Origin of the sequence: Actinotignum sp. UMB0459, assembly GCF_051905915.1 — a bacterium.
Classification (GTDB): Bacteria; Actinomycetota; Actinomycetes; order Actinomycetales; family Actinomycetaceae; genus Actinotignum; species Actinotignum sanguinis.
Genome location: NZ_JBQAIK010000016.1, coordinates 63,453 through 88,532 on the forward strand (window position 1 = coordinate 63,453; position 25,080 = coordinate 88,532).

The 25,080-nt window shown below is 63.4% G+C and carries 20 protein-coding genes and 1 tRNA gene; 13 read left to right on the forward strand and 8 right to left on the reverse strand.

The window, feature by feature from the left end:
* Window positions 1–8: 8 nt before the first annotated feature.
* The 4 genes from ACTFPK_RS05695 to ACTFPK_RS05710 all read left to right on the forward strand — a co-directional run bounded on the left by ACTFPK_RS05695 (window position 9) and on the right by ACTFPK_RS05710 (window position 7,352).
* Window positions 9–1,292: a glycosyltransferase gene (locus ACTFPK_RS05695; protein ID WP_274733405.1), complete on the forward strand. Its 1,284-nt coding sequence runs from the start codon at window positions 9–11 to the stop codon at window positions 1,290–1,292.
* Window positions 1,289–2,269, forward strand: coding sequence for a PIG-L deacetylase family protein (locus ACTFPK_RS05700; protein ID WP_274733406.1), 981 nt, complete (start codon window positions 1,289–1,291; stop codon window positions 2,267–2,269). The genes ACTFPK_RS05695 and ACTFPK_RS05700 overlap by 4 nt, the downstream gene beginning before the upstream one ends.
* Before the next feature lie 69 nt (window positions 2,270–2,338).
* Window positions 2,339–7,009, forward strand: a complete 4,671-nt coding sequence (locus tag ACTFPK_RS05705) for a hypothetical protein (protein ID WP_274733407.1) — start codon at window positions 2,339–2,341, stop codon at window positions 7,007–7,009.
* Between the two features lie 10 nt (window positions 7,010–7,019).
* Entirely contained in the window at window positions 7,020–7,352 is a 333-nt protein-coding gene (locus tag ACTFPK_RS05710; protein WP_274733408.1) for a hypothetical protein, read from the forward strand.
* Between the two features lie 76 nt (window positions 7,353–7,428).
* Here ACTFPK_RS05710 and mscL read toward each other — a convergent pair whose 3' ends face one another.
* The 4 genes from mscL to ACTFPK_RS05730 form a co-directional block, all read right to left on the reverse strand.
* Complete coding sequence (gene mscL, locus ACTFPK_RS05715) at window positions 7,429–7,812, reverse strand: large conductance mechanosensitive channel protein MscL (RefSeq protein WP_016443270.1); 384 nt, start codon at window positions 7,810–7,812, stop codon at window positions 7,429–7,431.
* A gap of 50 nt (window positions 7,813–7,862) precedes the next feature.
* Complete coding sequence (locus ACTFPK_RS05720; RefSeq protein ID WP_274733409.1) at window positions 7,863–8,495, reverse strand: SAF domain-containing protein; 633 nt, start codon at window positions 8,493–8,495, stop codon at window positions 7,863–7,865.
* A 108-nt stretch (window positions 8,496–8,603) separates the two neighbouring features.
* A complete protein-coding gene (locus ACTFPK_RS05725; RefSeq protein WP_126135290.1) occupies window positions 8,604–8,813 on the reverse strand; it encodes an FmdB family zinc ribbon protein in 210 nt (69 codons plus the stop codon).
* A gap of 108 nt (window positions 8,814–8,921) precedes the next feature.
* Entirely contained in the window at window positions 8,922–9,557 is a 636-nt protein-coding gene (locus ACTFPK_RS05730) for a 5-formyltetrahydrofolate cyclo-ligase (protein ID WP_274733411.1), read from the reverse strand.
* Between the two features lie 205 nt (window positions 9,558–9,762).
* On the opposite strand from ACTFPK_RS05730, the gene ACTFPK_RS05735 reads away from it, so the two are divergent.
* The 5 genes from ACTFPK_RS05735 to ACTFPK_RS05755 all read left to right on the forward strand — a co-directional run bounded on the left by ACTFPK_RS05735 (window position 9,763) and on the right by ACTFPK_RS05755 (window position 15,055).
* Complete coding sequence (locus ACTFPK_RS05735; RefSeq protein WP_274733412.1) at window positions 9,763–10,989, forward strand: molybdopterin molybdotransferase MoeA; 1,227 nt, start codon at window positions 9,763–9,765, stop codon at window positions 10,987–10,989.
* A 109-nt stretch (window positions 10,990–11,098) separates the two neighbouring features.
* Complete coding sequence (locus tag ACTFPK_RS05740) at window positions 11,099–12,514, forward strand: hypothetical protein (RefSeq protein WP_274733413.1); 1,416 nt, start codon at window positions 11,099–11,101, stop codon at window positions 12,512–12,514.
* Window positions 12,515–12,663: 149 nt separating this feature from the next.
* Window positions 12,664–12,739: transfer RNA gene (locus tag ACTFPK_RS05745), tRNA-Ala, on the forward strand.
* 243 nt (window positions 12,740–12,982) lie between these two features.
* Entirely contained in the window at window positions 12,983–14,248 is a 1,266-nt protein-coding gene (locus ACTFPK_RS05750; RefSeq protein WP_284906514.1) for a DNA cytosine methyltransferase, read from the forward strand.
* Window positions 14,249–14,257: 9 nt separating this feature from the next.
* Window positions 14,258–15,055 carry an endonuclease gene (locus ACTFPK_RS05755; protein WP_274736466.1) on the forward strand — a complete coding sequence of 266 codons (798 nt, stop codon included), beginning with the start codon at window positions 14,258–14,260 and terminating at the stop codon, window positions 15,053–15,055.
* 148 nt (window positions 15,056–15,203) lie between these two features.
* Here ACTFPK_RS05755 and ACTFPK_RS05760 read toward each other — a convergent pair whose 3' ends face one another.
* The 3 genes from ACTFPK_RS05760 to ACTFPK_RS05770 are packed head-to-tail and all read right to left on the reverse strand — an operon-like array spanning window position 15,204 to window position 18,658.
* Window positions 15,204–15,848 carry an ABC transporter ATP-binding protein gene (locus ACTFPK_RS05760; RefSeq protein WP_274734382.1) on the reverse strand — a complete coding sequence of 215 codons (645 nt, stop codon included), beginning with the start codon at window positions 15,846–15,848 and terminating at the stop codon, window positions 15,204–15,206.
* Between the two features lie 9 nt (window positions 15,849–15,857).
* Complete coding sequence (locus tag ACTFPK_RS05765; protein WP_279058069.1) at window positions 15,858–17,297, reverse strand: FtsX-like permease family protein; 1,440 nt, start codon at window positions 17,295–17,297, stop codon at window positions 15,858–15,860.
* Window positions 17,294–18,658 (reverse strand): ABC transporter permease, encoded by a 1,365-nt coding sequence (locus tag ACTFPK_RS05770; RefSeq protein WP_274734384.1) that lies wholly within the window; start codon window positions 18,656–18,658, stop codon window positions 17,294–17,296. The genes ACTFPK_RS05765 and ACTFPK_RS05770 overlap by 4 nt, the downstream gene beginning before the upstream one ends.
* A gap of 276 nt (window positions 18,659–18,934) precedes the next feature.
* Here ACTFPK_RS05770 and ACTFPK_RS05775 point away from each other — a divergent pair, with 276 nt between their 5' ends.
* From ACTFPK_RS05775 to ACTFPK_RS05785, 3 genes are all read left to right on the forward strand, one after another.
* Window positions 18,935–20,413, forward strand: coding sequence for a threonine synthase (locus ACTFPK_RS05775; protein WP_439911300.1), 1,479 nt, complete (start codon window positions 18,935–18,937; stop codon window positions 20,411–20,413).
* A gap of 166 nt (window positions 20,414–20,579) precedes the next feature.
* Window positions 20,580–21,530: a ribokinase gene (locus ACTFPK_RS05780; protein WP_416341636.1), complete on the forward strand. Its 951-nt coding sequence runs from the start codon at window positions 20,580–20,582 to the stop codon at window positions 21,528–21,530.
* A 38-nt stretch (window positions 21,531–21,568) separates the two neighbouring features.
* Complete coding sequence (locus ACTFPK_RS05785; protein ID WP_416341635.1) at window positions 21,569–22,417, forward strand: Cof-type HAD-IIB family hydrolase; 849 nt, start codon at window positions 21,569–21,571, stop codon at window positions 22,415–22,417.
* 12 nt (window positions 22,418–22,429) lie between these two features.
* On the opposite strand, the gene ACTFPK_RS05790 is transcribed toward ACTFPK_RS05785, so the two are convergent.
* Window positions 22,430–23,227, reverse strand: coding sequence for a hypothetical protein (locus ACTFPK_RS05790; RefSeq protein ID WP_416341634.1), 798 nt, complete (start codon window positions 23,225–23,227; stop codon window positions 22,430–22,432).
* Window positions 23,228–23,610: 383 nt separating this feature from the next.
* Here ACTFPK_RS05790 and ACTFPK_RS05795 point away from each other — a divergent pair, with 383 nt between their 5' ends.
* The gene (locus ACTFPK_RS05795; RefSeq protein ID WP_439911301.1) at window positions 23,611–25,002 is read left to right on the forward strand and encodes an NAD-dependent succinate-semialdehyde dehydrogenase; all 1,392 of its coding nucleotides are present in this window, start codon (window positions 23,611–23,613) and stop codon (window positions 25,000–25,002) included.
* The last annotated feature ends 78 nt before the right edge of the window (window positions 25,003–25,080 follow it).

Consider the following 25,080-nt stretch of genomic DNA (forward strand, 5'->3'; position numbering starts at 1 on the left):
CTGGGGGAATGACCTTGGGAGATACTCACCACGAGCAGCATTCGCACGGGGCCGACGGCGCGCCCGCCCCGCTCCATATCGCTATGACCTCGGTGCACACCTCCCCCCTGGCCACTCCCGGATCTGCCGATGCCGGCGGCCTCAACGTGGTGGTGACCAATACCGCACAAGCCCTGGCCCGCGCCGGGCATCGCGTCGATCTGGTTACCCGCGCCAGCGAAGCCGGCCAGCCCTATATGCATGAGGTTATGCCGGGCGTACGTGCTTTCTTCCTTCCCGCCGGCCCGCGCCACCCCGTTGCGAAAAGCCACACCGATGCCCTCATTACCCCCTTCACAGTGGAATTTCGCCGGTGGATGGCCGAGCGCGGTAGCGGCATCGATCTTATTCACTCCCACCACTGGTTCGCCGGTGTGGCTTGCCTGCCTATCGCCCAAGAAACCGGGCGCGCGCACGTGCAGTCTTTCCATTCGGTAGCGGCGCGGGAAGGCCACAATCTTGCCGACGGCGAACCGGCGGAATCATCCGGCCGTGTGCCCGGCGAGGCGCGTTGCGTGCGCGAATCCGATCTCATTATTGCGGTATCCCAGGCGGAAAAAGAGATGATTACGCAACGCTACGGCACCCCTCCCTGCCCGGTCACCATCGTCCATCCGGGCGTGGATATTGATATGTTCCGCCCGGCTAGCTCGGTGACCTCCGTCCCCGATTGCGTCACCGCGGTGACCGGAGGGCGGGATTACGTTTTCTTCGCCGCTCGCCTGCAACCCCTGAAAGCCCCGGATTTAGCGATTCGTGCGCTTGCGGAACTGCCCGCCGGCACCCGCCCGCTCCTCGTTATTGCCGGGGCGGCCTCTGATGACTTCGCCGGCTACGAAGACCACCTACGCGCCGTCGTAACCGAAACAGGAATGGAAAGCGACGTGCGCTTCATCGGCCCGCTTCCACGCACCGGCCTCGCGGCTTTCCTTGCCCATGCCCAGCTCCTCCTCAATCCTTCGTTCTCGGAAACTTTCGGGATTATCAACGTGGAAGCGGCCGCCTGCGGCACACCCGTGGTGGCCTGGGATTCTTCCGGGATTCCCGAATCGGTGCACGGCGGCGTGACAGGCACCCTGTGCCGTAGCCGCGAGCCACGCGAATGGGCCGGTGCGGTGCGGGCCTACCTGGACGATCCGGCCGTGCGGGCCCGGCACGGTGCCGCGGGGCGCGCTTTCGCGGAGTCGCGCACCTGGGACGCAGTAGCGCGTGATTACGTCGCGGCTTACCGTAGCCTCGGGAGGCAGGCATGACCACGCCTCGCGAGTTCGATGCGCGCGCGTGCAGCAACGCGACCGCGCGCCCGTGGAGTTGGGATCCCAGCGAGTCGCTCTTCGCCCGCACCCTCTTCCTCCACGCCCACCCGGACGACGAAGCGATCCAGGCCGGCGGGCTCACCGCGCTCCTCACCGCAGCCGGGCACCGCGTCAGCATCCTCACCTGCACGCGCGGAGAAGAAGGCGAAGCGGTCCCCGGAACCTTGCCCGCCGGGGCGGGGGAGGCAGAACTCGTTGCCCAGCGCGAAGCGGAAATCACCCGAGCGCGCGCCATCCTCGGGGTTGCGGATGGTTGGTGGCTCGGCACCGCGCCAGCACTCGCGCCCGGCGCTGCGCCGCGCCGCTACCGTGATTCCGGGATGTCCTGGATCGCTCCCGGGGTTGCCGGCCCCGCACCCAGCGCCGGCCCGGGCGCTTTTTCACGCGCGGACCTAAGTGCAGAAATAGCAGATGCGCGGGCACTAGTCGCGCACGTGCGGCCCACCGTCATCATTGGGTACGACGCCGCAGCAAGCTACGGCCACCCCGACCACGTGCGGGTGCATGACCTGGCTGGCGCCCTCGGCCGGGTGACGGGAATTCCGGTGCTCGAGTTGGCTTCCACTCCCGGGCAAGCCGGATGGTGCTACCGCAGCGCCCGGGCGCATGAAGCCACCGTGGTGGCGGCGCTGCGCTGTTATGCCTCGCAGCTGACCGTGGTTGATCGCGCTGATCCTGCGCTGGCCGGCCTGCCGGTCATTGGAACTCCGGGGCCGGGTGCCGCGGGGGCGGGCGCCGCGCGTGATTCTGAACCTGCCCCGCAGCTGCTTATTCGGCATGTGGGCGGCCAGCTCCAGGAGCTCCCTCTCTGGCCGGGATTGCGCCCGGCCGATAGTGCGTCGTCGTTCCCCACTCCGCAAACTTCCGCGCATGCTGCCGCGGCGGGGCTGCCTTCCACGCCGGTGGCGGAATAACGCCCTAATTTTTGGCGTATTACGGCGCGCATAGGGACTTTTACGCCGGACCTGAGTAGCGTTAAGGTCGTGACTCCTCTCTTCAAACGCTCTTCTCGCCGGCATCCGGCTCGTGAATCTCTTTCTCGTGAAACCGCCGCGGTTCCCGAGACCGCCGCGGCGCCCGCGGGCACCCCCGCAGAATCCGCGCAGGATACGCCCGTAGTATCCTCACCGGTCGCAGCCTCCGCGGCCTCCGCCGCGTCCGCTGCCAGTGCTGAGGCTGCCGGCAATTCCACCACTCCGGCTGCACAGGCGCCGCAGGCCGGCGCCGTTGGCAGCACCGACGCCGCACCGCATCATGCCCCGGGCGTCGCAGCGCAGCACGGAACTGAAAGTGCCAACCACGCCCGTGCCGCGGAGGAGCATCCCGCCCCGCTTCCCGCCCCGCAGCGTGAAGAGCTCGTTTCCCGCGCCTACGCCGGTTGGCAGGAGGAGTTGAGTGCGCGGGCGGAGCGCGCGGCGGAAAATGTGGCCGCGCGAGTGTGCATCGATCTCACCCATCCGCATCCAACCGGGGGCGCGCAGTTTTCTTCCGGGGCGCCTACCCGCCTCACCTCCCTTATCCGGGAGGAACGCAGCCAGCAAGAAGCCTTGGCCACGTGGCGAACCCTGCGTGACCAGGTAGCGCGTGCCGCCGAAGAATACGGGTACGCCCCAATTCAGTTGGCGAGCGGCAATCTCACGTGGACGGAGCTCCCGCCGCGCCGGCCCAGTGATGAACTGGAACCCGGCTATGAGGACACCGGCGAACTCAAGCTCGATCCGGAAGCGATGCGGGCCTGTGCGGAGGAGGCCGCGCACGCGGCGGAAGGTACCTCGGGGGAGGCGCAGGCCGGCTTCGAGGAGTCACTCGAGCAGGCCGCCGCGCAGCCCGGCCCGGCTGAAGCAAATGTAGCCGACGCGCAGGCGGCGGAAGCCGGCCCGGTGCCCGCCACGCAAAGCGGCGAAGAAACCCGGCAGGTACGCGAAGTGAGCGTGCCGATTGTTTACCGCTTGCTACGGGTGGAAGACGTGGGTACCGATGCCCTCATCCAAACCACCCCGGCCCTGTCCGTCAATCCGGATATTGTGGGTGCACTGCGCCAGCACGGCGCCCCGGTGCGAGAATTAGCCCAGCTCACTCGGGTGGAACGCGCCACCGAAGATGAACTCATTACTCGGGTGCGGCGCCTGTCCCATCTTTATCTGCCCGGGGCGTCCTACCGCCCCCAGGTGCTTCTTGGGATGTTTGCCGATCCGGCCGCGCGGGCCATTACCGATGCGGAACTGCTGCGTCCGGTCATGATTCGTTCCGGGGTGCTCGCGGCGATTGCCGGGGATCAGGGCACCCACCAGCTCACCAGCGCCCCGCTTCCTCCGGCTGAGAAACGCGACCGGGCCCCCGAGGGTGAACGCGGGGTGGGCGATTTGGATGTGGCTGAACTTGCCGCGGTGGAGGCTGTGGCAACCGGCCGCGACATCGTGATCGACACCCCGCCGGGAAGCGCGGACGTGACCACCCTGGTGGCGATTGCCGCGGACGCAGCTGCATCCAACCGTTCCGTTCTTTATATTCCTGGCAGTCGGGCGCGGCGCAACGCGGTGACCGCGCGGGCTGGCGAACTCGGCGTGGATGATTTGTTCATCGACCTCTCTGATATTAATGCCGCGCCCTTGCGGCTGCGCCAGGGCCTGCGCCAGAAGTTCCCGCAGATTGATGAAGAACGCACCCTGGCCGTGCGTCGTGATCTCAAAGCGGCCCGGCGCAGCCTGCGCGGCTACGTGAACGCGTTGCACGCCGTCGACCCGGTATGGAATACCTCGGTGTATGACGTACTCGAACATTTAGCTGAGCTCGCCGCCCAGCCCCACGGCCCGGCCACGAAGGTGCGCCTGGATGCCACCGCCGCGGCGCGGGTGCGTGAGGATCGCGAGGCGGTGCTCGAACGGCTCGCGGAAGCAAGTCGGGCCGGCGCCTTTACCGGGGGCGGGAATTCGGAGTGGTTGCGCGCCCAGGTACGTACGGAGGAAGACGCCGCTCGCGCCTTCTCCACCGTGACCCGCATGGCCACGGAAACCCTTCCCCTGGTCATGGAGCAATCCCAGCGAGTGGCCGGGGAAACCGGCCTGGCGCGCCCGAAGACGCTGGCGCAGTGGATGGAGCAAATCAAGATGCTCGAAGGGATCTCCGATACCCTCGAGGTCTTTAAACCGGCTATTTACGAACGTTCTGTGGCCGATATGGTGATCGCCACCGCGAGTGATGAATGGCGTGCTGAGCATGGCGAAAGCATGAAACGTGCCCAGCGCCGTGCCCTGACTAAGCAGGCGCGCGATTTTGTGCGGCCCGGAATCCGGGTGGCGGATATGCACGCGGCCCTGAGCGAAGTGGCACGCCAACGCGATATTTGGCGCCGCTACAGCGCGGAAAGTGATTGGCCCACTCTCCCCGAAGGCATGACGATGATCCGGGCTACGGCCGCGGAAGTGGACGGGCAGGTGCGCGAACTCGAGGAATTCCTCCCGCACCGCGCCGGCCTGCGCCGCGAACCCATCGAAAATGTGCTGGCCCTTGCGCGCGCGCTGGTTTCCCAGCGCCGGGTGCTTGATTCGCAGCCGCGCCGCATTGACCTCCTTCACGACCTGGAAGATAGCGGCCTGGGTGATTTCGCTCGTGATATGGTCCGCCGCGAGGTGAGCGGGGACGCGGTGGCTGCCGAACTTGATCTGGCCTACACCAATTCTGTGTTTGAGCAGCTCATTGCTCGTAATACCGTATTGGCCCAGGCCGGCCCCCATCAGCTCGCCGCGCTCGTACACACGGTGCGGGATCTGGACCGCGAACACGTGGAGAGCCTGCCCGGGCCGGTGCTGCGCGCCGCGATTACCCATATGCAAGAGGTGGCCCGCAAACAGCGCGAAGAAACTGTGGCCGTGGATCGCTACCTGGCCCGCGCCGGCGTAAGCGCGCTGGCCGACGTGGCCGCCTCGGCAACCGCGCTGGTCCAGGCGGCACGCCCGGTGTGGGTGGTGCCGCCGGCCCTGGTTCCCGAGCTTATTCCGACCCTGCCCTGGGCGGATGTGGTGATCCTGGACGGTATCGAGGATGTTCCACTGGCCGCGGTGGTTGCTCTGATGGCGCGTGGCTCGCAGCTCGTGGTTCTCGGTGACGTGGCGCGGGCGGGTGCGCAGAGCGCGCTCGCGGCCCTGGCCGATGCGCTTCCGGTATGCGAACTTCCCACGTTCCGGGCGCATCACGACGATCTTGCTCTCGCCTGCTTGCGCACCCTCGGGTACGACGACGCCGACCGCGCCGCTCCGGCGGGGCGGGTGCGCCGGGCTAACCGCCTGCAGGTGGTGGACGGGCGCGGGGTTCCTTCCCCGAATACCGGAATGGTAGAAGCTCCCAGCGCGGAAGTGGATGCGGTGGTGGATGCCGTTGTGGATCATCTCCTCACCCGCCCGGAAGAATCCCTGGCTGTTATAACAATTTCGCGTTTGCATGCTGTGCACGTGCGGGCTGCGGTGGAACGCACAATCGCGAATAGCCCGGCGCTGGTTGAGGCGGGCGAGTCCGCCGTCAGCCTGGTACCGGTGGTGGATATTACCGGGGCGAGCGGGCTGCGGCGCGACCGGGTTATTTTCTCAGTAGGCTTCGGGAAGACGGTACACGGCCGGGTGCTTCACACCTTCGGCCCGCTCACCGAAGCGGACGGCGCCCGTTACCTGAGCGAGGCACTGCTAGTTCCCAGCCGCTATATGAGCGTTATTTCTTCGCTGGGACCGGGGGATATCGGGGTGGATGATCTTTCCGGCGCGGCTCCCCGGCTTCTAGCCACCCTGCTGGAGACGGCCGCCCGGGAAGAATTACTCATCGGGGCGGATGAGGATGTGGCCAAGGCCAGCCCGCTGCTCTTCGACCTGGCCGCGCGCCTGCGCGGACGCGGGCTTTTCACCGCGCTCTACTACGGGTACGACGCCGGTTTGCGCATCCCGCTTGTTGTTGCCGAACACGAAGGCGATTGGCGAGTGGCTGTTTTGACCGACGACGCCGATTACGTTGCCGAACCGTCCCTGCGCCGACGTGACCGCTACCGGGTCGAGATGCTCGAGGATTTGGGCTGGAAAGTGGTGCAAACCTTCTCCTCTTCGATTTTCCTCGATCCGGAAGCCGAGGCGGACCGTATTGAAGCACTCGTACGGGTGGTACGCCGTGACGAGGCTGCCGCACGCCACCGGGCGGAAGATACCCCCGCTTTTGGTGCGGATGTAGAGGAAGTGAATTCTGCTGGAGCGGATTCTGCCGAAGCGGGAGCGCCGGATGCGGCGGGTGATGCCGGCGCTGCGGGTGCTGAACGGCCGGAGGATGCCGGCGTGGCAAACCAGCAAGACCAGCAAGGCGAGCCCGGCGCGGCACGTACGCACGGGCCGGCCGAGGGTGGCAGCCAGGAGGCAGGCCCTGCTGTGGCGCCGGATCCGGAAACGTCACGCCGGGCCCGGGGAAAGAAACCCGCGGTGCGACCGGGATTGCCGCTGGCCGCCTACTCGGACGACCAGCTTGATGACATGGTGGCCTGGATAGCTTCCGATGGGGTAGCCCGCACTTCCGAGCAACTGGTGGAAGAACTGCGGAGCGAACTGGATATCCGCCGCCGTGGGCCCCAGGCCGATGCGGTGCTCGGTAATGTGGTGCGCCGCTCCAGCCTGGCACAGGATTAGGTGAGCGGCGGTGGCGAGTAACGCGCATTCCCGGCGTACCCACCGGGCGGTGGTGCGTCTGTCTGAAGTGGATGCCCGGCGGATAGAAAGCGGCGAACTCAAGGATGCCGCCGAAGCTCTCCAGCGCCTCGCGCGCGGTGACGGGGGAGCGGATCTACCGCACCCGGATACGCCCACCAAGAAATCCGCGTTAAAAGAAGGTAGCGCCCCGGGGGCCAGCATCGTGGCACCCCGGGACGCGGTTGCATCCGCCCGTGAGGTTCGCACGCGGGATATCGTGGCGCGCACAGCTCACGAGCAGAGCATTCTTGACGAACGCCCGCCCCATTTCGGCAAGCTCTAAGCGGCAGCGAACTCCGGAAAAACAGTGAAGCTTCGCACCTGCTCAGACTCGCGCAGATTCGCGCAGGCTCACGCGATTAGTCGCGCTTGGCCCGCAGCTCATCACGGATCTCCTTGAGGAGGATGAGCTGGGGATCTTCCGGGGCCTCAGCGGCCGGCTTAGCGTGGCGTTCGCGCAGCTTATTCATGGGGAGCACCAGGAAGAAGTACAGTGCGAAAGCCACGATGAAGAAGTTGACCACCGCGGTGAGGAAGCTACCGAATTGAATTTCGCCTCCACCCAGGTGCCACACAAAATTACCGTCGAAATTCGGCTGCCCGAAAATCGCGGCGATAAGCGGCATGAGAATGTGGTCCGTCAGGGATTTCACCACGGCGGAGAAAGCCGCACCGACGATAACACCGACGGCGAGGTCCATAACATTGCCCTGCATAACAAATTTCTTAAAACCCGCGAGCACCTTGCATCCTTTCGCGCGGAAAGCCATCGGGACTACCCCGCTGGCAGAAACTACGGAGGGGCTACCAGCACTGCCCGCAAAGAATCCGCGGCAGCATAGCCCACGATAAGATTAGCGTCTTTTTCGCGAACAACCAGGTACAGCACTCGATATGTGGCGCCTTCGGAGAGCATGCCACCGTTCTTTTCTTCTTCCCCGATCCCCACCACCGCAGCCCGGTCTACCACCCGAACTGCACCAGCTTCTGTGCTGTGCTCCGGGGCGGGCCCATATAGCGCAATGAAATTACCCGGCTCAATAAAGTTTCCGGTTCCATCGGATGCGACCCGGACCGCGACCACCACGTGCCCGGCAGGTGGATCGCGTAAAAATTCTTGGGAAAGCAGCAGCCCACGAGCCAGGGGGTATCCAGCCGGAATACTAGCTGCCAGGCGCTGCCCGTCAGCTTCAGAGGCCGCGGTGAGGGCGTGATCCGGAATGAGTTCCCGGGCAATGGTGCGCGCCTCTACATCGCGCCCGCTCAGCACGTGCCCGGCCGGTAGGGAACGGCGCGCTACCAGCACGTGCCCGGTAGCCGGGTGGCGCTGTTCGATGGCCTGAAGAATGGAGAAAAAAGCCACGAGGGCAACCGCGGCCAGCAGCAGGTGGCGCACCCGCCACAATCGTGTGAGGAGTCCGGTCATAGCTCGAGGCTAGTGAGAAGTGCTCAGCTGCGGATCAGAACCAGGCCCTTCTGTGGATACCGGCAGCGTTTCGCGGAGCTGGGGATAAACCGGGTTACGCCGTCGTACTTACTTTTGCGTGGAGCTCCCACCCGAAGAACGCGAGTCATTGTGGTAGAAACCCGAGCCTTTGAAAACAATTGCGCTGATCCCTGCCATCACCTTGTGCAAGGAATCTTTTCCGCACTCCGGGCAGGTAACCAGAGCTGCGGCTGTCATCGACTGGTGCGCATCAAAATGGTGACCGCAATTATCGCAACGGTAACTGTAGGTAGGCACGTTCTTCCTTTCCGGGCCGGTGGCCGAGCCGAGGTGCGGCCGGCACAAGCCGTACGGCGCATTATTCTAGCGCGTGACAAGTACCCTCGGGGAAGTATCCCGCAACGCCTAGTGCATCGGGGTATGCCCGCCCAGGTCCACCGCGGTTTCAGGGAGCAGGACGTAGCGCACCGGCACATCCATCTCATCGTGGGGGAGGGGCGTGTGCACGTATTCCTCCGGCCATATCAAAGCGCCGACCGGGGTGGCGCTATCGAGCTGCTTGAGGACGCGATCGTACCAGCCCCCGCCCTGACCTAGGCGCACGCCGTCGTGATTGACGAGTAGCGCGGGGATAAAAGCGGCGTCGACCTCGCGTAATACGGTGGAATCGAGGGCTTCACCCCGGGGTGCGGGCGGCCGGCCGGGGGCCTGGTCGGTGAGATTATCGGCACCGGTATAGCGCGCCCATTGGCGGGTGAGCCCGGGGCCGAGCTTGGGAACAAGGAGGGTGCGGCCGCTGGCCACAATCGCATCGCAGAGCGCGCGAGTACCGGGTTCGTTATTGACGGAAATATAACCGGCAACCGTGGTGGCGGTGCCCAGGAAATCCAGCACGGTGGTGACCCAGCGGGCCTCGGCTTCCTCACGGGCTGCGGGGGTGCGCTTGGCCCGAGCCGCGCGCACCGTTGCGCGCAAGGCTTGTTTGGCTTCCGGCAGCGCCATCGCGGAGACATCAGGAAGAGATAGGGTGTGGTAGGTCATGGCACCAGTGTGACACGAGCAGCTGGACGCCCGCTAGGAGTAAGGCCCTTACGCGCCACTCGCAAGGCCCTTATGCGCTCTCCGTACGGCCGAGCGCCGCCACCCGCTCAGTCCCGGGTGCCGCCCTGCTCAGCCCCGTGCGCGCGGCGTTAGCGCTGGCAGGCCCTCAACCCGGTACGCTGTGCTGTGTACCGAGGAGGAATGCGTGAAAACAGTAGCCGAGCAACTCGATGAATTCTTAAAGGTCGCCCAGCCCTTGGAGGCTCTCGATGTGGAGCTTGCCGACGCGATGGGGTGCATTCTTGCTGAAAACGTCGTCGCCACTGTTGACGTTCCTCACACCGACCTGGCGGCGCTGGACGGGTACGCGGTGCGCGCGGACGAAACTTTCGGTGCGGAGCCCGCCCGCCCGGCGCACTTCCCGGTGACGGACGATATTTTCGCCGTCACCACCGATCGCATCGCCCACACTCCTGGTGCGGCGGCCCGCATTGCTTCCGGGGCGCGGATGCCTACCGGCGCGGACGCCGTCGTTCCCCTTATTGATACGGATCACGGGGAAGCGCAGGTGGACATTACGGCGCGTGTGGCCCCCGGGGAAAATGTGCGTGCGCAGGGTGAGGACCTGCGGGCCGGCACCACGATTCTGGAGGAAGGCACCCGTATCGGGGCGCGCCATATTGCGCTGCTGGCGGCGGCCGGGCGGGACCGGGTGCGGGTGCGGCCGGCGCCGCGCGTCGTCGTGATGTCCGTGGGCGATGAACTGGTGGCGCCAGGAAAAGCCTTGGGTAACGGGAAGATTTACGACGCGAATTCGCACGCGCTCGCGACCGCGGTGCGCAATGCCGGGGCGGTTGCGTATCGCGTGCCGGCGGTTTCGGATGACCGCCACATTTTGCGGGAGTCTTTGGAGGACCAGCTGTTGCGCGCCGACGTTATCCTCACCACCGGCGGTTTGAGTTACGGGGGTGGAGATACCCTCAAAGAGGTCCTGTCCCCGCTCGGGTCGATGCGGTTCGACGCCGTCGCTATGAATCCGGGCCGGCACGTCGGGGTGGGCACCATCGGAGCCGACGGCGCAAATTCGGCGCTCATGTTCTGCCTGCCGGGCAACCCGGTGGCCGCGCTCGTGTGCTTTGAAGTTTTTGTGCGTCCCTCGCTGCGGAAAATGGCTGGCTACAAGCACGTGACCCCGCGCTCCATTCGGGCGCGGGCCGCGCGCGGGCTGCTGTCCAGGCCAGGAGTGCAGGATTACGTGCGAGTGCAGGTCTATGGTGATCCGCGCGCCGGCTACGAATTTGATCCCGTGGGGGATGTGGAGCTCCTTTCGCTGGCGAATTTTGCAAAATCGAATGGGCTCGCGGTGGTTCCCGCGGATCGAGAAAGTGTGGGCATCGGTGATGAACTGGAGTGCATGATCCTCAACGGATAGCCCAGCTCAGTAGTCCCACCTGCCCCATGAATAACACCGTTGTTATTCTCTCTACGAAAGTAACGGCGCGTCCCTGCCCGCGCGCCCCACGATTGGTTAAAGTGGCTGTGTGGGGTTCCAGGGATACGCGTTGATGGCAGTGGTTGTGCTGCTCATGGTCTATGTCATCCCTGGGGTGTATCGGCAGCGCGTCATCCTCGCGGATGTGCGTATTGACGAGCGCTATTCACCCCAGCTACGCACCCTCGCGCTGCCAAACGGAACGGTAGGCGTGGAAACTGGTGGGCCAACCGGGGCTATTTTTTTCCGGAAGCCGGAGGTCATCATGGCAGAGAACGACGAACGCGATATTCTTCCACCCAGCGCGGGGCGTAATGTGCGCACCCTGGCGCGGGAACGCGCGCGCCGTAAGGCACGTATTTCCCAGCGCGCCGCGAATCGGCAGCGCGGTTTCGTGGTTGCGGGCGCTCTAGCCCTACTTATTGTGGTGCTCGGTGCTCTTGCATTTACGACGACGATGCCACGCTGGATTTTCTACGTTGCCGTGGGCGTAGGGGTGCTTTACGGTGCGGGCTTTGGGTACTTGCTCAGTGAAATGGGGAAGGCGACTGCTCGCGACCGCGAGGATATTGCCGAAATCACCGAAGAACTCGGCATCCGAAAGACCCGCGGGGCGCAGCGCCACTCGCGCCGTCCGGCGCGCCCGCGCCCGGGGCGTTCGGCAGTTTCGGCTGCCTCGGCGCATTCGGCCTTGAGCGCGGCCAGCGCGGCGCTGGGAAGTGATGACCTCGGGGCGTTGACGGCTGACGCAAGCCGGAGCGCTGATCTGGGGCAGAGCGCTGACCTGAGCCGGAGTGCGGGGCGCGGTAGCGCGGCCACCACGCCGACGGCTGCTTCGGCGGCCACCGGTGCCGCAGCTGCGGTAGATGAAGGCGAAGCTAGCACGGCTGGCGCAGGTGCGACTGGTGAAACTGGCGATGCGCGGGCCGCAAAGGCTGAGGAACACGAAGCCGGGGTGAACCCGGGAAAAGCACGGAGCCGGAACGCGGGGGCGCAGGCACCTAAGCGCCGTTCCGGCATTTCGGTGACCCTTGGGCAAGGGATTATTGCCGCGGAAGATTTCGCTCCCATCGCCGGTTCGCAGCGTGAACAAGCGGAGAAGCTTCCCAAGCGTTTCGTGGCCGGGGCGGTTCCGCGCCGGCAGCTGCCCAGCTACACGCTCAAGCCGCAGATCCAGCAGCGCACAGTAGCGCCCTACCAGGCCCCAGAAGCGCCCGTTGCTCCGGTGCCCTATCGCCCGAAGGAGATCGGCGAGCGGGTGACTTTCGTGGACGCTGTCGCGCACGATGCGGCCGCAACCGCAGCCGCAGCCGCAGCGCCGGCGGGCCAAGCTGCGCCGCAAAGCACCGCGCCGGCAGCGAAGGCCGAAGCCGCAGTGCCTCCAGCTCAGCCAGCTGCAGCTGCGCATGATGGCCTCGCGGGTGGGGCGGCGCTGGACGAGCTGCTGCGCAAGCGCCGCGCATAGGTGTGGCTGGCCGGGTGAGCCTGGCTGACTTGTTGTGCCGCCGCGCCGCGGGTACTAACTGAAAATAGAAGATCGGGGAGTGGTGTAATGGGAACCACTCCCCGAAATTTCATTCCGGGCCGCTAGGGTGCTAAACTAATCAGGTCTTTGGGGCTATGGCGCAGTTGGTAGCGCGTCTCGTTCGCAATGAGAAGGTCAGGGGTTCGAATCCCCTTAGCTCCACCATTCTGGCTGATAAATACCCACACCACATTCCATTTCACATGCGGCTCAGGCCTATAGGTCTCATGCGGAAAGGGTAGACGAAACCCCGGCGATTTAGCCGAGGCTAGGGGTCGTTCCGGGGTCTTGGATCGCTAGGCTACCACAGGAAATAAGGTCATAGGACCCTTCTTCTGCTTCAAAATTCTGTCGTAGGCCGCTGATAGACATGCGAGCATGTCACAGAGTATTCGTCGTCCCATTGCCGTGGATCTTTTTTCGGGTGCAGGCGGGCTTTCCCTGGGCCTTGAGCAAGCCGGGTACGACGTTGCCGCGTCCGTTGAGTACGATCCCATCCACGCTGCGGTTCACGAATTTAATTTCCCCTACGGCACAACAATCTGCGCGGATGTGCGTAACGTCAGTGGTGCCATGATCCGCTCCGCATCAGATATTCAAGACCAAGAGATTCACCTTGTGGCGGGAGGTCCCCCCTGTCAGGGGATCTCGCTAATTGGCAAACGTGCTTTGGATGACGAACGTAATTCTCTCCTCAAGGAATTCGTTCGTTTGGTTCTGGAGTTGCGCCCGCGCTACTTCGTCATGGAAAACGTAGCGGGGTTAACCATCGGTTCGCACCGGCAGCTTCTTGATGAAGTCATTGCCATATTTACGTCTCACGGGGACTATCGCATTGTGGAGCCAGTAGCGGTGTTACAGGCAGCAGATTTTGGTACTCCCCAATCCCGTAAAAGGCTCTTTTTACTGGGTTATCGACAAGACTGCCCGTGCCCCAGTTATCCGAGCCCACGTTATACACCACGTCGCACCGATGGTTCACTTCCGGAAGAAAGCCTGTTTCCGTTGGGGCCTAGCGTCAGCGACGCTCTTGCAGATCTACCTGATGCAGATATTTTTGAGGAGTTGCTGCGCGGTGATTCGGTGGCGAGCGTTGAATACTCAGAGCCAAGTCCTTACGCGGCCACCCTGCGCGGTGTAACACAAGATTTGAGGAATTACGCCCGGCTCCGTCCGGCCGTGGGTAACCGGCTCACTGCATCTGCGCGAACGGTTCATACCCAGAAATCAATTGATCGATTCGAGGCAACTCGTCCTGGAACAACTGAAGGTATCAGTCGATTCCTTCGGCTTCACCCGGAAGGGATCTGCAATACCTTGCGCGCGGGTACCGCCTCAGACCGCGGGGCGTACACGGCGCCCCGTCCCATTCATCCTTTCTATCCGCGGGTTATCACAGTACGGGAAGCAGCACGTCTGCACGGCTACCCAGACTGGTTCAGATTCCATGTGACGAAGTGGAATGGTTTCCAAGAAATCGGAAACTCCGTTCCGGTCATGCTCGGCTGTGCAGTGGCCGCAGAAATTCTCAAAGCGGATAACGTGACCCCTACCCGCGGTGAATTCACTCCACTCGGTGATGAAGCGTTACTCTCTTTCACCGCGACCGAAGCCCAAGCATATTTCGGTCTTAAAGAACGTGTTATCCCGCAACGTACCAGAGCTGCAGGTTAGGAGAAAGGGATGGCAAACCAGAATAGATACGCACAGCTCATCAGCTGGGTGTTTCATCAACATTACGAGATTGGTGACACAGAAGTCTTGTGGGAACGCCACGAACTGATCGAGGCTGCGCAAGATTTAGGTGTCGCAGTTCCAAAGAACCTTGGTGATGTCATCTACTACGTAAGATTCGGGGCTCCTATGCCCGCAGAAGTAGCGCAGGAGGCTCCTGATGGAAAGGAGTGGGTAATCAGAGGTCGAGGGCAGGGGAAATACGCGTTCCGCTTAGTTAACCGAATCAGAATCACACCTAACCCCGCGCTGGCGGTTATAAAGCTTCCGGATGCTACCCCCGAAATTGTTTCCAGTGCAGCGCTTGGGGATGAGCAAGCACTCTTAGCGCTCGTACGCTACAACCGCCTTATCGATATTTTTCTAGGTGTCGCAGCCTATTCTCTCCAAAACCATTTACGTACATCGGTGACTGGTATCGGCCAAGTAGAGACTGACGAGGTGTACGTCGGTGTTGATAGTCATGGCCGCCAATACGTTATTCCAGTGCAGGCAAAAGGGCATCAGGATGACATCGGTATTACTCAAACTGAGCAAGACATTGCCCTATGCTCCGAAAAATGGCCGCATCTTGTATGCCGTGCGGTATCGGTGAAATTTGTTTCTGGTAAGCGTCTCGCTATTTTTGAGTTGACTGTGCAAAATGACGAAATCCGAGTACTGCGGGAAGCTCATTATGATCTGGTTCCTGCGCACGATATCTCACCCGATGATTTGCTCCAGTATGAACATACTGCTGCCGGTTAATATCGAGCATCCCGGCCCGAGACTCTTGCTGAAAATAGGGTGTGGTGGGCCGGCAAGACACTCTCGCCAGCCCACCAATGTTGTCATGTTTAGGTAGGTCGTGTACATGTGTAACGGATGCGCGATTACCACCTAGTGCACTGTCCGCTTAGCGCACGGTGGCTCGCTCGGTGAGGCGCCGGTGGGAGAGCGTGAGCACGCGATCCGCGCCCCGCGCAATATCCGCGGAGTGCGTGACAAGAATGACGCACTTACCGTGCAGATGTGCGGCGTCGTGCAAAATCTGAACCACGCCACGCGCGGTGTCCTCATCAAGGTTGCCCGTTGGCTCGTCCGCAAGAATCACCGGCGCCGGGGATGCCAGCGCCCGCGCAATCGCCACCCGCTGCTGCTGCCCACCGGAAAGCCGCAGCACATTACGGTGAATCTCATCCTCACTCAAACCCAACTCCACCAGCACGGAACTATCCGCCCGCCGATCCACCAACCGCACATTCTCCAGCGGAGTCAAGTAATCAATAAGGTTGTAATTCTGGAAAACCAGCGAAATATGGGCGCGGCGGTGATGCGCATATCCCGTCGTCGCAATATCCACACCCTCAAAAAGAACCGCGCCCTTCGTGGGCATATCCAAACCCGCCAGCAAACTCAACAGCGTCGATTTACCCGCACCCGAAGCCCCCAACAGCGCCGTGACCGTGCCCGGCTCAAAACCCGCGCACACATCGGTCAGCACCTTCGCGCCGCTACCCGGGTAGCTATAGCTCACGTGATCAAGTTCCATAACATTCATAATCTTTTCCTAACTCAGTGACGAAAGAATCTGCCGGGGAGACCGGCGCACAATCGGAAACAGCGCAATAGCCAGCGCCGCGGCAAGAATCCCAGTGCCGATACCCAGCGCCCACGCAATATCCGCGGCACCCACCGCCACCGGAGGCAAACCGGCCAGCGCGCCCGGTGCCGCACCGTCCACAACGGCTCTCCCCACCAACGCGGTAAGCTGGCGCCCCGCGAGAATAGCGACGACGCCGCCAGCCAGCGCCAGCGCGCCCAACTCAAGCGCGAAACCGCCGGCAATCGCCCGGCGCCGCTGCCCGAGCGAAAGCAAGACCCCAATTTCACGCATGCGCCCGCGCACCCACAGGGCCAAAACCGCGGCGGCAATGACCACGCCGGCAGCGCACGCACCGCTGAGCAGGGCACTCAACAGTCCCTCCACGCTATCCACCGCGCGCAACACCCCGCTGAAACTCGCGGCATTGTGCTCATAAGTGAGATCGGGAAGCGCAGCGCGGGCCGCGGCCAGGCTCGCTGGTAGCTCGCTCGCGCTCGCGGTGAAACACCGCACCCGAGTGGCACCCGTATCCCCGCTAAGCTCGTGGCCAGCCGCGCTATCCACGAGGATGCGATTCGCGGCCGCGCTCGCCGGTAGCCCGGAAGGATTCGGGGTGGTCCCGTCGAAAATCCCGGTGACCGTGCGGGTGACCTCGCCGGCCGGGCCGCGCAGTCGCAGCTCATCGCCAACCCGAAGCCCGTTCGCCGCGGCGAAATCACGGTGGATGAGGGCGCCCGGTTCCATTCCGCTGCTCATCTTTCCGGATGCGAGCCGGTAGAGCTTGGCCGCGAAAGCCGGGAAACGCGTCGGATCCGAAGTCGCGGTCACCGTCACCGCGCCTATAACACCAGCATCCAGTTGCACCCCACCCGCGGTTGCTACCGCGTGGGCCCCAACCGGAGTGGCCAGCACATCCAGTTCGGTAGCGGTGCTCTTTACCCCGGGTAGTGCCGCGAGCTGGGCGGCCTGCGCCGGACTCAGGGTAGGTGCGGCTTGCGTCAGCGGATTATTGCCCGGGTTATCACCCGAAACCTCGGTTGGACCCGCGCCGGGCTCACCCGCGCCTGATATTTCCGGCATGCTCTCCGCCGAACCATCCGCCACGCCATCCGCTGAACCATCCGCCACACCAGCCGGCGCACTCGCGACGAAACCGGCTCCCACCTGGGCATCAATAGCGGTGCGCAGCTGGCCCATGGCCCCGCGTACCCCGGCCTGGGCCACCAAAGCCGTGAAAATCAGGGTGATGACCACGAAAAGTAGGCCGTTGCGAACCGGGCGGCGCCGTAGCGCGAGCCCGGCACGCCTCCCCGCGCTCATGGGTGCGGGGAGCTGGGAGCTTTGCGGCACGTGGCCGCCCGCCTGGCTGCCCACCCGGCCGCTTTCGGGAGGTACCTCGCTCATGCCGCACTCACCAGCAGCTTGCGCGGGGAGGTGCGCAGCATGGGAAGGGCCGCCAGCACAGTTGCCCCGATAAGCACGGCAAGGGTGAGGGCCAGGGCAAGCGTCGTCGTACCCGCACTCAACTGGACCGTAAGATCATCCAAAGTGCGCGTGGCCGTGGTGACATCCACCCCGCCACCCAGCGGGGCCTGCGAGGTGAGCTCCTCCATTCCGGACTTCTTCACCGAAGCCAGCACGCTTGTCCCGACCCGCTGAGCGACCACGGTACTGAGGGCGACCCCGGCTGCCGCCGCCGGGATACTAATAAAGAGCAGCTCCACCAGGTACTGGCCCAGAATCTTCAGTTTCGAGGTGCCGATAGCGAGGAGCACCCCGGTTTCGCGGCGGCGTTCGCGCAGCCAGAGCACTAGGACCAGGCTGAGGAGCGCGAGGGCGAGCAGCGCCGTCGTAATAATTGCGCCGGTCATGACGCTCTGAACCCCGGCCACCGCTCCGGTAATACCGGTGAGCAGCTGAGAGGTGCGGGTGAGCTGGTAATTGCGCCAATCGATCGGAAGGCCGCGGGCCTCGTTCATCACCGTTTCGCTATCGGCGCCCTCGGTCACGAAGAAGGTGGTGTCCTGGTAAATTTCCGTCTCCGGGGTGTAGGCATACAGTGCCCGGGTGGTGGCAAGGTCGGTGTAAACCGCGTTGGCGAAAAGTTCGAGGCGGCGCGCGGCCGGCTGCGGATTATCCCCGCGCACCAACCCCACAATCTCCACGGTCACTTCCGCCGTGGATTTCTTTGTATTGTCGTAATCATAAGGATTACCGCGCAGGGTGAGTTTCGAGCCGACGGTCAGCCCGTTGAGCCGCGCTAAATCCTCGTGAATAATTGCCTTATTTTTATCCTCGCGGGTGATATGCCGCCCGGCCACCAGCTCGAGGGTGCCGCTGCGAATATTCGTTTCATCCGCGCTGGCACTCACCCCGCGCACGCTCACCGCATTGCCCAGCTGCGCCTCGCGCTTGGCATCGTATTCCTGCCGGTCCAGCCGGGCCACCTTGGCACCCACCAGGTCCGCGGTGACATCCTGGCGGGCGGTGAAGCGATCCACCCCGGGCAGCGCCGCGATCCGCTCCACGTCCGCGGGTTTGACCGTCCCGCCCCCGCGCGGGGTGCCGGAATTATAGGGGGAGTTCTCCAGCACGAAACCGGATCCCAGGGTGCGTTCCGCGTCGCGGCCCGCCGCTGCCGATGCCGTTTTCACCGCCCCGGCCGAAACCAGCACGGTGACCACGGCCGTGATGATGATGAAAAGAAGGAGGGTACGGATATGTTTTCGCGTGACGTAACGCCACGCGCGTCCAGCTAAGGTCACTACCGGGTACCTTTCACGTCTTCGGGAAAATTTCTGATAGGCACTAGCGTTTCTCAGCTTACTGGAGACTTCCTGGAGGCTTCGTGAAGAGAATGTGAAGAGCCCTGCGCGCGTGGCCCCTAGGCGCGTGGCCCCTGCGCGCCGCGGGCCGTGTGCACCGCGGCCCGTATGCGCCGGGCCGTTCGCGCTTGGCTACCGGTATTGCCAGCGGCGGGGAGCCACTATGATGGGAGAGCGGCGCTCTTTTCCCGCACCCACCCTCAGCGAAAGGCGAGCATGCAGTTCATCTCCACCCGTTCCGGGATGGAACCGGCTTCTTTCACCGATATTCTGCTGGACGGTCTGGCCCCGGACGGCGGCCTGGTGGTACCCGAAAGTATCCCGCACGTGGATGCCGCCCAGCTCGAAGCGTGGCGCGGCCTGAGCTACCCGGAGCTAGCCGCGGCGATTATCGGCCTGTACGCCACCGATATTCCCACCGCGGATCTCGAGCGTCTCACCGCGGTCGCCTATAGCCCGCAGAACTTCCCGGGCGGGGTGCCGCTGCGCCGCGTGGACGACACCCTCGTGTTGGTCGGCCTTTCGGAAGGCCCCACGATGGCTTTCAAGGATCTCGCTATGCAGTTCCTAGGCCAGGCGATTCCCTATGTGCTGGCTGCCACCGGGCGTGAACTCACCATTTTGGGCGCTACGTCGGGGGATACGGGTTCCTCGGCGGAATACGCGTTCCGTGGCCAGCCGGGTGTGCAGGTGGTGATGCTTTCTCCGCGTGGGCGCATGTCCGCGGTGCAGCGCGCTCAGATGTATTCCCTCCAGGATGCTAATATCCACAATCTCGTGGTCGATGGTGTTTTCGACGACTGCCAAGACATCGTCAAAACCCTCAGCTCCGATATTGACTTCAAAACGCGCTACCGCATCGGCGCGGTCAATTCTATCAACTTTGGGCGTATTGCCGCGCAAATTGTGTACTACTTCTGGGCGTGGCTGCGTTTCACGGATGGTGCTGCCGCGCGCGTTGGGAACGACGACGCCGCCGCTGGCGCGGCGTCCCCTTCCGCTCCCGGTGCTGCTGGCGGGGTGGGCGCGGCCACCACCCGAGTGGATTTCTGTGTGCCTTCCGGTAATTTTGGCAATATTTATGCCGGCCACCTGGCGCGCTGCATGGGCCTGCCTATCCGCCGGCTGCTGTTGGCCACCAACGAAAATAATGTGCTGGAAGAATTCTTCACCACCGGGCGCTACACCCCGCGCTCGCGGGAGCACACATTCGCCACCTCCAGCCCGTCCATGGATATTTCCAAGGCCTCCAATGTGGAGCGTTTCATCTACCAGGTGCTGGGGGCGGAGTTCCCGGTTGCCTGGGAGCAGCTGAACGCCACCGGAACTCTGGATATGCACACGTATCTGCCGGATTTTGGGGAGAAATTCGGTTTCGCGGCCTCCTCATCCCATCATGCGGACCGCCTGGCTGCCATTGAGTGGACCTACCGCACCAGCGGGATCCTCATTGACCCGCATACCGCGGACGCGGTTACGGTGGCCCGCCGCCTGAGCGATGGCGCGGTCCCGGTCCTCGCCATGGAAACCGCCCGCCCGGAGAAGTTCGCGCATACCGTCCGCGAAGCGGTCGGGGATGCAGCCGATGACCTGGAGGAACGCCTGACCGGGCTGCTGGCCCTCCCGCAGCGTGCAACCCAGGTTCCAGCCGATCCGGAAGCGGTGCGCGAGTATATCGCCACCCAGTGTGCTTAGTGGGCCACCGGGCGGGTTTCCCGCGCGGCGCGAGGCGCCGCGCGCGTCGTCGTACCTCTATATTCCCGCGCCGGAAACAGGCTGGATCCGGGTAGTATATGAGGTAATGAGCCGCGCGATTGGCGCCGTTGCCCGCGCACGAGCCTAGACAGAACGGGGTGTATCCATGGCACGCATTTTCGTTGTTGGAAGCATGAATTCCGATACCTTCCTTAAGGTGGAGAATTTTGTGGAGCCGGGAGAAACAATTTCTGCCCTCAGCTCCCACACCGCGCTAGGAGGGAAGGGGCTCAATCAGGCGGTCGCCGCGGCCCGTATGGGAATCCCCGTGACCATGGTGGCTGCCCTCGGGCGCGATGCCGTGGGGGATGCCGTTGCGGCTGAGCTCGCCGCGGAAGAAAATCTTGATATGGATGCCGTGCTGCGAGTGAATGAACCCACCGGGCAGGCCATGATCCAATCCGATGCCGATGGCGAAAATGCCATCGTGGTGGTGGCCGGTGCGAATGCCGCGAATACTCCGGAGAATGTGGTGGAGCGTCTCGCCGCGGTAGAGAGCGGCGATATTGTGGTGTGCCAATTGGAAATTCCCGAACCCGCGGTGGCGGCCGCATTGGCGGAGGCAAAGAAACGCGGGGCCACCACGGTGCTCAACGCCGCCCCGGCTGCCCCGGTGGGCCACCTGCTGGAGAACGTGGATGTGCTCATCGTCAACGAAACCGAGGCCGATACCATTTTGGGAACCAAGGTGACCGACCGCGCCCAGCAGCTCCACCTGCGTTACGGCGGTTCTATCGTGGTGACGCTGGGGAGCCACGGCTGCCAGTATATTGACGCCTACCTGCCCGACGCCGATGTTAAGGCCGATGCGCTGCCCGCCCACCACGTGGAGGTGGTGGATACCACCGGCGCGGGTGATGCTTTCGTGGGAGCTTTCGCAGCTGCCCTGGCCGTGGGTGAATCACTGGCCACCGCGGCCCGCTGGGGCACCGCACTCGGTGCCATTGCTACCGGGGCTTCGGGGGCGCAAGGCTATACGGCTAGCCGTGCGGATGTGGTGGCGCTGGCCGGTGTTGGCGCAGCTAGCGGCGCTGGCACGGAAGCCGCGGCCAACTAGAGCACTCGTGAGCCCAGCACCACCCCGAAAGGTTTTTTGTGCAGCCCGTAGCTACCGATCTGAGCCTCCTGCGCGAGGCCGCCGCCAGCGTGAAACTCGTTGTCGTTGATATGGATGGCACCTTCCTCCTGCCGGGGAAGATTTTCCCGGAACGCGGCAATGAGCTGGTGGCGCGCCTGCGAGAACGCGGCATTATTTTCTGTCCGGCTTCCGGACGGCAGTACCAAACCCTCGCGGATATGTTTTCCGCCCACGTGGAAGGCATGCCCATTATTGCGGAGAACGGGGCGAATGTGCGCCGTGACGGCGAGCCGCTCGCCACAACTACCTTGCCGCGGGAAACCAGCGCGCGGGTCGTGGAGATCGTGCGCGAGCTCAGCGCAGCCGGGGAAGATGTGGGCACGGTGCTCTGCGGGGAGAAGGCCTACGCCGAACGCAGCGATACCGCGTTCCTGGATGAAACCCTCGCTTATTATCACGCGAATGCGATCGTCCCCGACCTCATGGCCCATACCGAGGGGATTTACAAAATTGGGGTGCTCAGTTTCGCCGACCCGCTCCAGCGCGTGATCCCGCTGTTGCAAACGCTCGGGCCGGGCGTGGATGTGGTGCGTAGCGGCGAGCTGTGGACGGACGTCAACCCTTCCGCGGCCACGAAAGGCACCGGCCTGGCCGGCCTCCAGGCGAGCCTGGGTATCAGCCCGGCGCAGACCCTGTGCTTCGGGGATTTCAATAATGACATCCCCATGTTTGAGCACGCGCATTTCAGCTTCGCCATGGCAAATGCCCAGCCCGATGTGGTGGAGGCCGCCCGCTACGTGGCGCCCTCCAATGCGGAGGAAGGCGTGATTACTGTGCTCAGCGACCTCTTCGAGCTGGGCCTTTAGCCGTAAAATCCGCTAGTTTTGCGGTTCCTGCGGTTCCTGCGCTTCGCGGGGCTGTTGCGGTTCTTCGCCCTCGCGCGGTTCTTGTACGGGGTGTGTTTCCGTGGGTGCCGCGATCACGTCGTGGTCTGAATTTTCGGGCGACGACGGCGCTGCTGGCGCAGCGGGTGCAGCCGGCGGGAACACGGGATTCTGCGGCGGGAACTGCGGGCTTTGGCCGGCGAAAGGTGCCTGGCTGGGTGCCGCGGTAGGTGTCTTCGCAATTTGCCAGATACCGAAACCGAACATGAGCACGGCGGCCACCGCGAGTAGATAGAAGCCAATTCCGGGACCAATATTCACATCTACACCCTGGGATTGCCCGTAGGCAATGATGGTATCCGCATCCGAGGGCTTGATATTAATAACCAGGTAAATCCCCACGATAACCGCGCCGACAATGCCGCCCGAAGACCACGTTTTGCGCACCGCGGCGGGTGCCTGGCGCACCAGCCCCACGAAAGCACCAATCGCGCCCAAGGCCAGGCCGATGGTGATGAAAATGGCCACCGATTTGGTATCCGTTTCCCACAGTTTGACACCGAAATCTTCCGATTGGGTGCCGGCGCTCATATGCAGGGTCCAGAAGTGCAGTGCCGTGCCAATAAAACCGATGATGGAACCGGCCAGCACGCCGAGCGGGGCAGCTAGCGGTGGCGTGGCGCGTACCGCCGGAGTGCCTGCGGCCTCGGGCAGGGGAGCGCCGGCGGGCCCGGGCGCATGGAACGAGTGCTCCGAGGGCATATCGGCCCCCTGGGGGAAAGTGTTACTCATACTCCCTAGTTTAGGGGCCGTATAGCGATGGTGGGGTGGGTGGATACCACACGGCGCGGGGTGCGTGGGAACGACGACGCAGCACCGGGACAAGGGTCCCAGGGCTACCCTATGTTCACCCAGAGATATGAAACCCCTCACACGCACTCGAAAATGGGTAGAGTAATAGGTAGGAATGCGGGAGTTTTCGCGTTCCGATCATAACAATATACGTGTTCTCTTCCCGCGGGTAGCGAAGCGCTGTTGCTTCCCTACCCGGCCCTACGTCCCGGTATATGCGCTACTGGCACGGAGGTGTGCGGGATACCCCGGGAAGCCCATCAATTTATCCATGACGCGGGCGGGCCGCGGCTCTGCTCGCACCGATACGCGGAGGTCGAACAATGGCGTACAAGACAGTCAGTCCGTACACCGGTGAAATACTCAAGGAATATCCCACTGCCACGGATGAGGAAGTTAAGAAGGCAGTTGACGTTGCCCACGAAGCTTTTGTGGCATGGCGGGAAACATCGTATGAACAGCGCGCGCAGGTGCTTCAGAAGGCTGCCGACCTGCTGCGCGAACGCCGCACCGAATACGCCTCGATTATCACCAAGGAAATGGGCAAGGTGATCGGGGAAGCGGAAGCGGAAGTCGATATTTGCATCGCGATGTTTGAAGACTATGTGCGCAATGGCGAAAAGTATCTTGCCACCCGCACGCTCCCCTCAGATAAATACGGGAAGGACTCTGTGCAGCTGCTCTTCCAGCCGCTCGGGGTGCTCTTCATGGTGGAACCGTGGAACTTCCCCTACTACCAGATTGTCCGCGTGGCTGCCCCGCAGCTTTTCGCCGGCAATACCCTTATTCTCAAGCACGCATCGATCGTTCCGGAATCGGCCGCTACCTTCGTGGAGATCTTCCGCGAAGCGGGCCTGCCCGAAGGCTGCTTCCAGAATCTCTACCTCTCCCATGACCAGTCGGAGATTGTACTGGCCGATCCGCGGGTGCGCGGGGTGGCCCTCACCGGCTCGGAAGTGGCCGGTGCTGCCATCGCGCAGCTCGCCGGCAAGTACATTAAGAAGTCCACGTTGGAATTGGGCGGGGCTGACGCTTTCATCGTGCTCGAGGATGCCGATATTGATAAAACGGTTGCTTGGGCGGTGACCGGCCGGCACTGGAATGCCGGGCAGGTGTGCTGCTCCTCCAAGCGCATGATCGTTGTGGATGCTGTGTATGACGAATTCATGGAGAAATACCGGGAAGGCGTCAAGCAGCTCAAGGCCGGAGACCCGATGGATCGGGAAACAACCCTGGCACCGCTGTCCTCCGCGGCAGCGAAGCGTGATCTTGCCAAGCAACTGGAAGATGCCATCGCGGAAGGTGCGAAGGCCGAAGAAGTCGGAATCGAACTGCCCGAGCACGGTAATTTCTTCCAGCCCACGATCCTCACGGAAATCCCCGAGGGCGCGAAGTGCCGCTATACGGAATTCTTCGGGCCGGTTTCCCAGATTTACCGGGTCAAGGATGAAGAAGAGGCGATCACCCTCGCCAATGATTCCCCTTATGGCCTGGGCGGTTCGGTCTTCACCGAAGATCTGGAACGTGGCAAGCGGGTAGCGGCGCGGCTGGATACCGGGATGGTTTATCTCAACCACCCCACCGCGGTCGCGGCGGATATTCCCTTCGGCGGCGTGAAGAACTCCGGCTACGGCCATGAGCTCATCGATCTGGGTATTCACGAATTTGTCAATATCAAGGTGGTGGCTAATTCGCCCATCGACGGTGAATTCTAAGCCCTGATTATCGGGGCCCCGAGTGGCCGCGGATGGCCTCATCTCCCAAGGGCCAGATATGCCGGGGGGGGGGGGGGG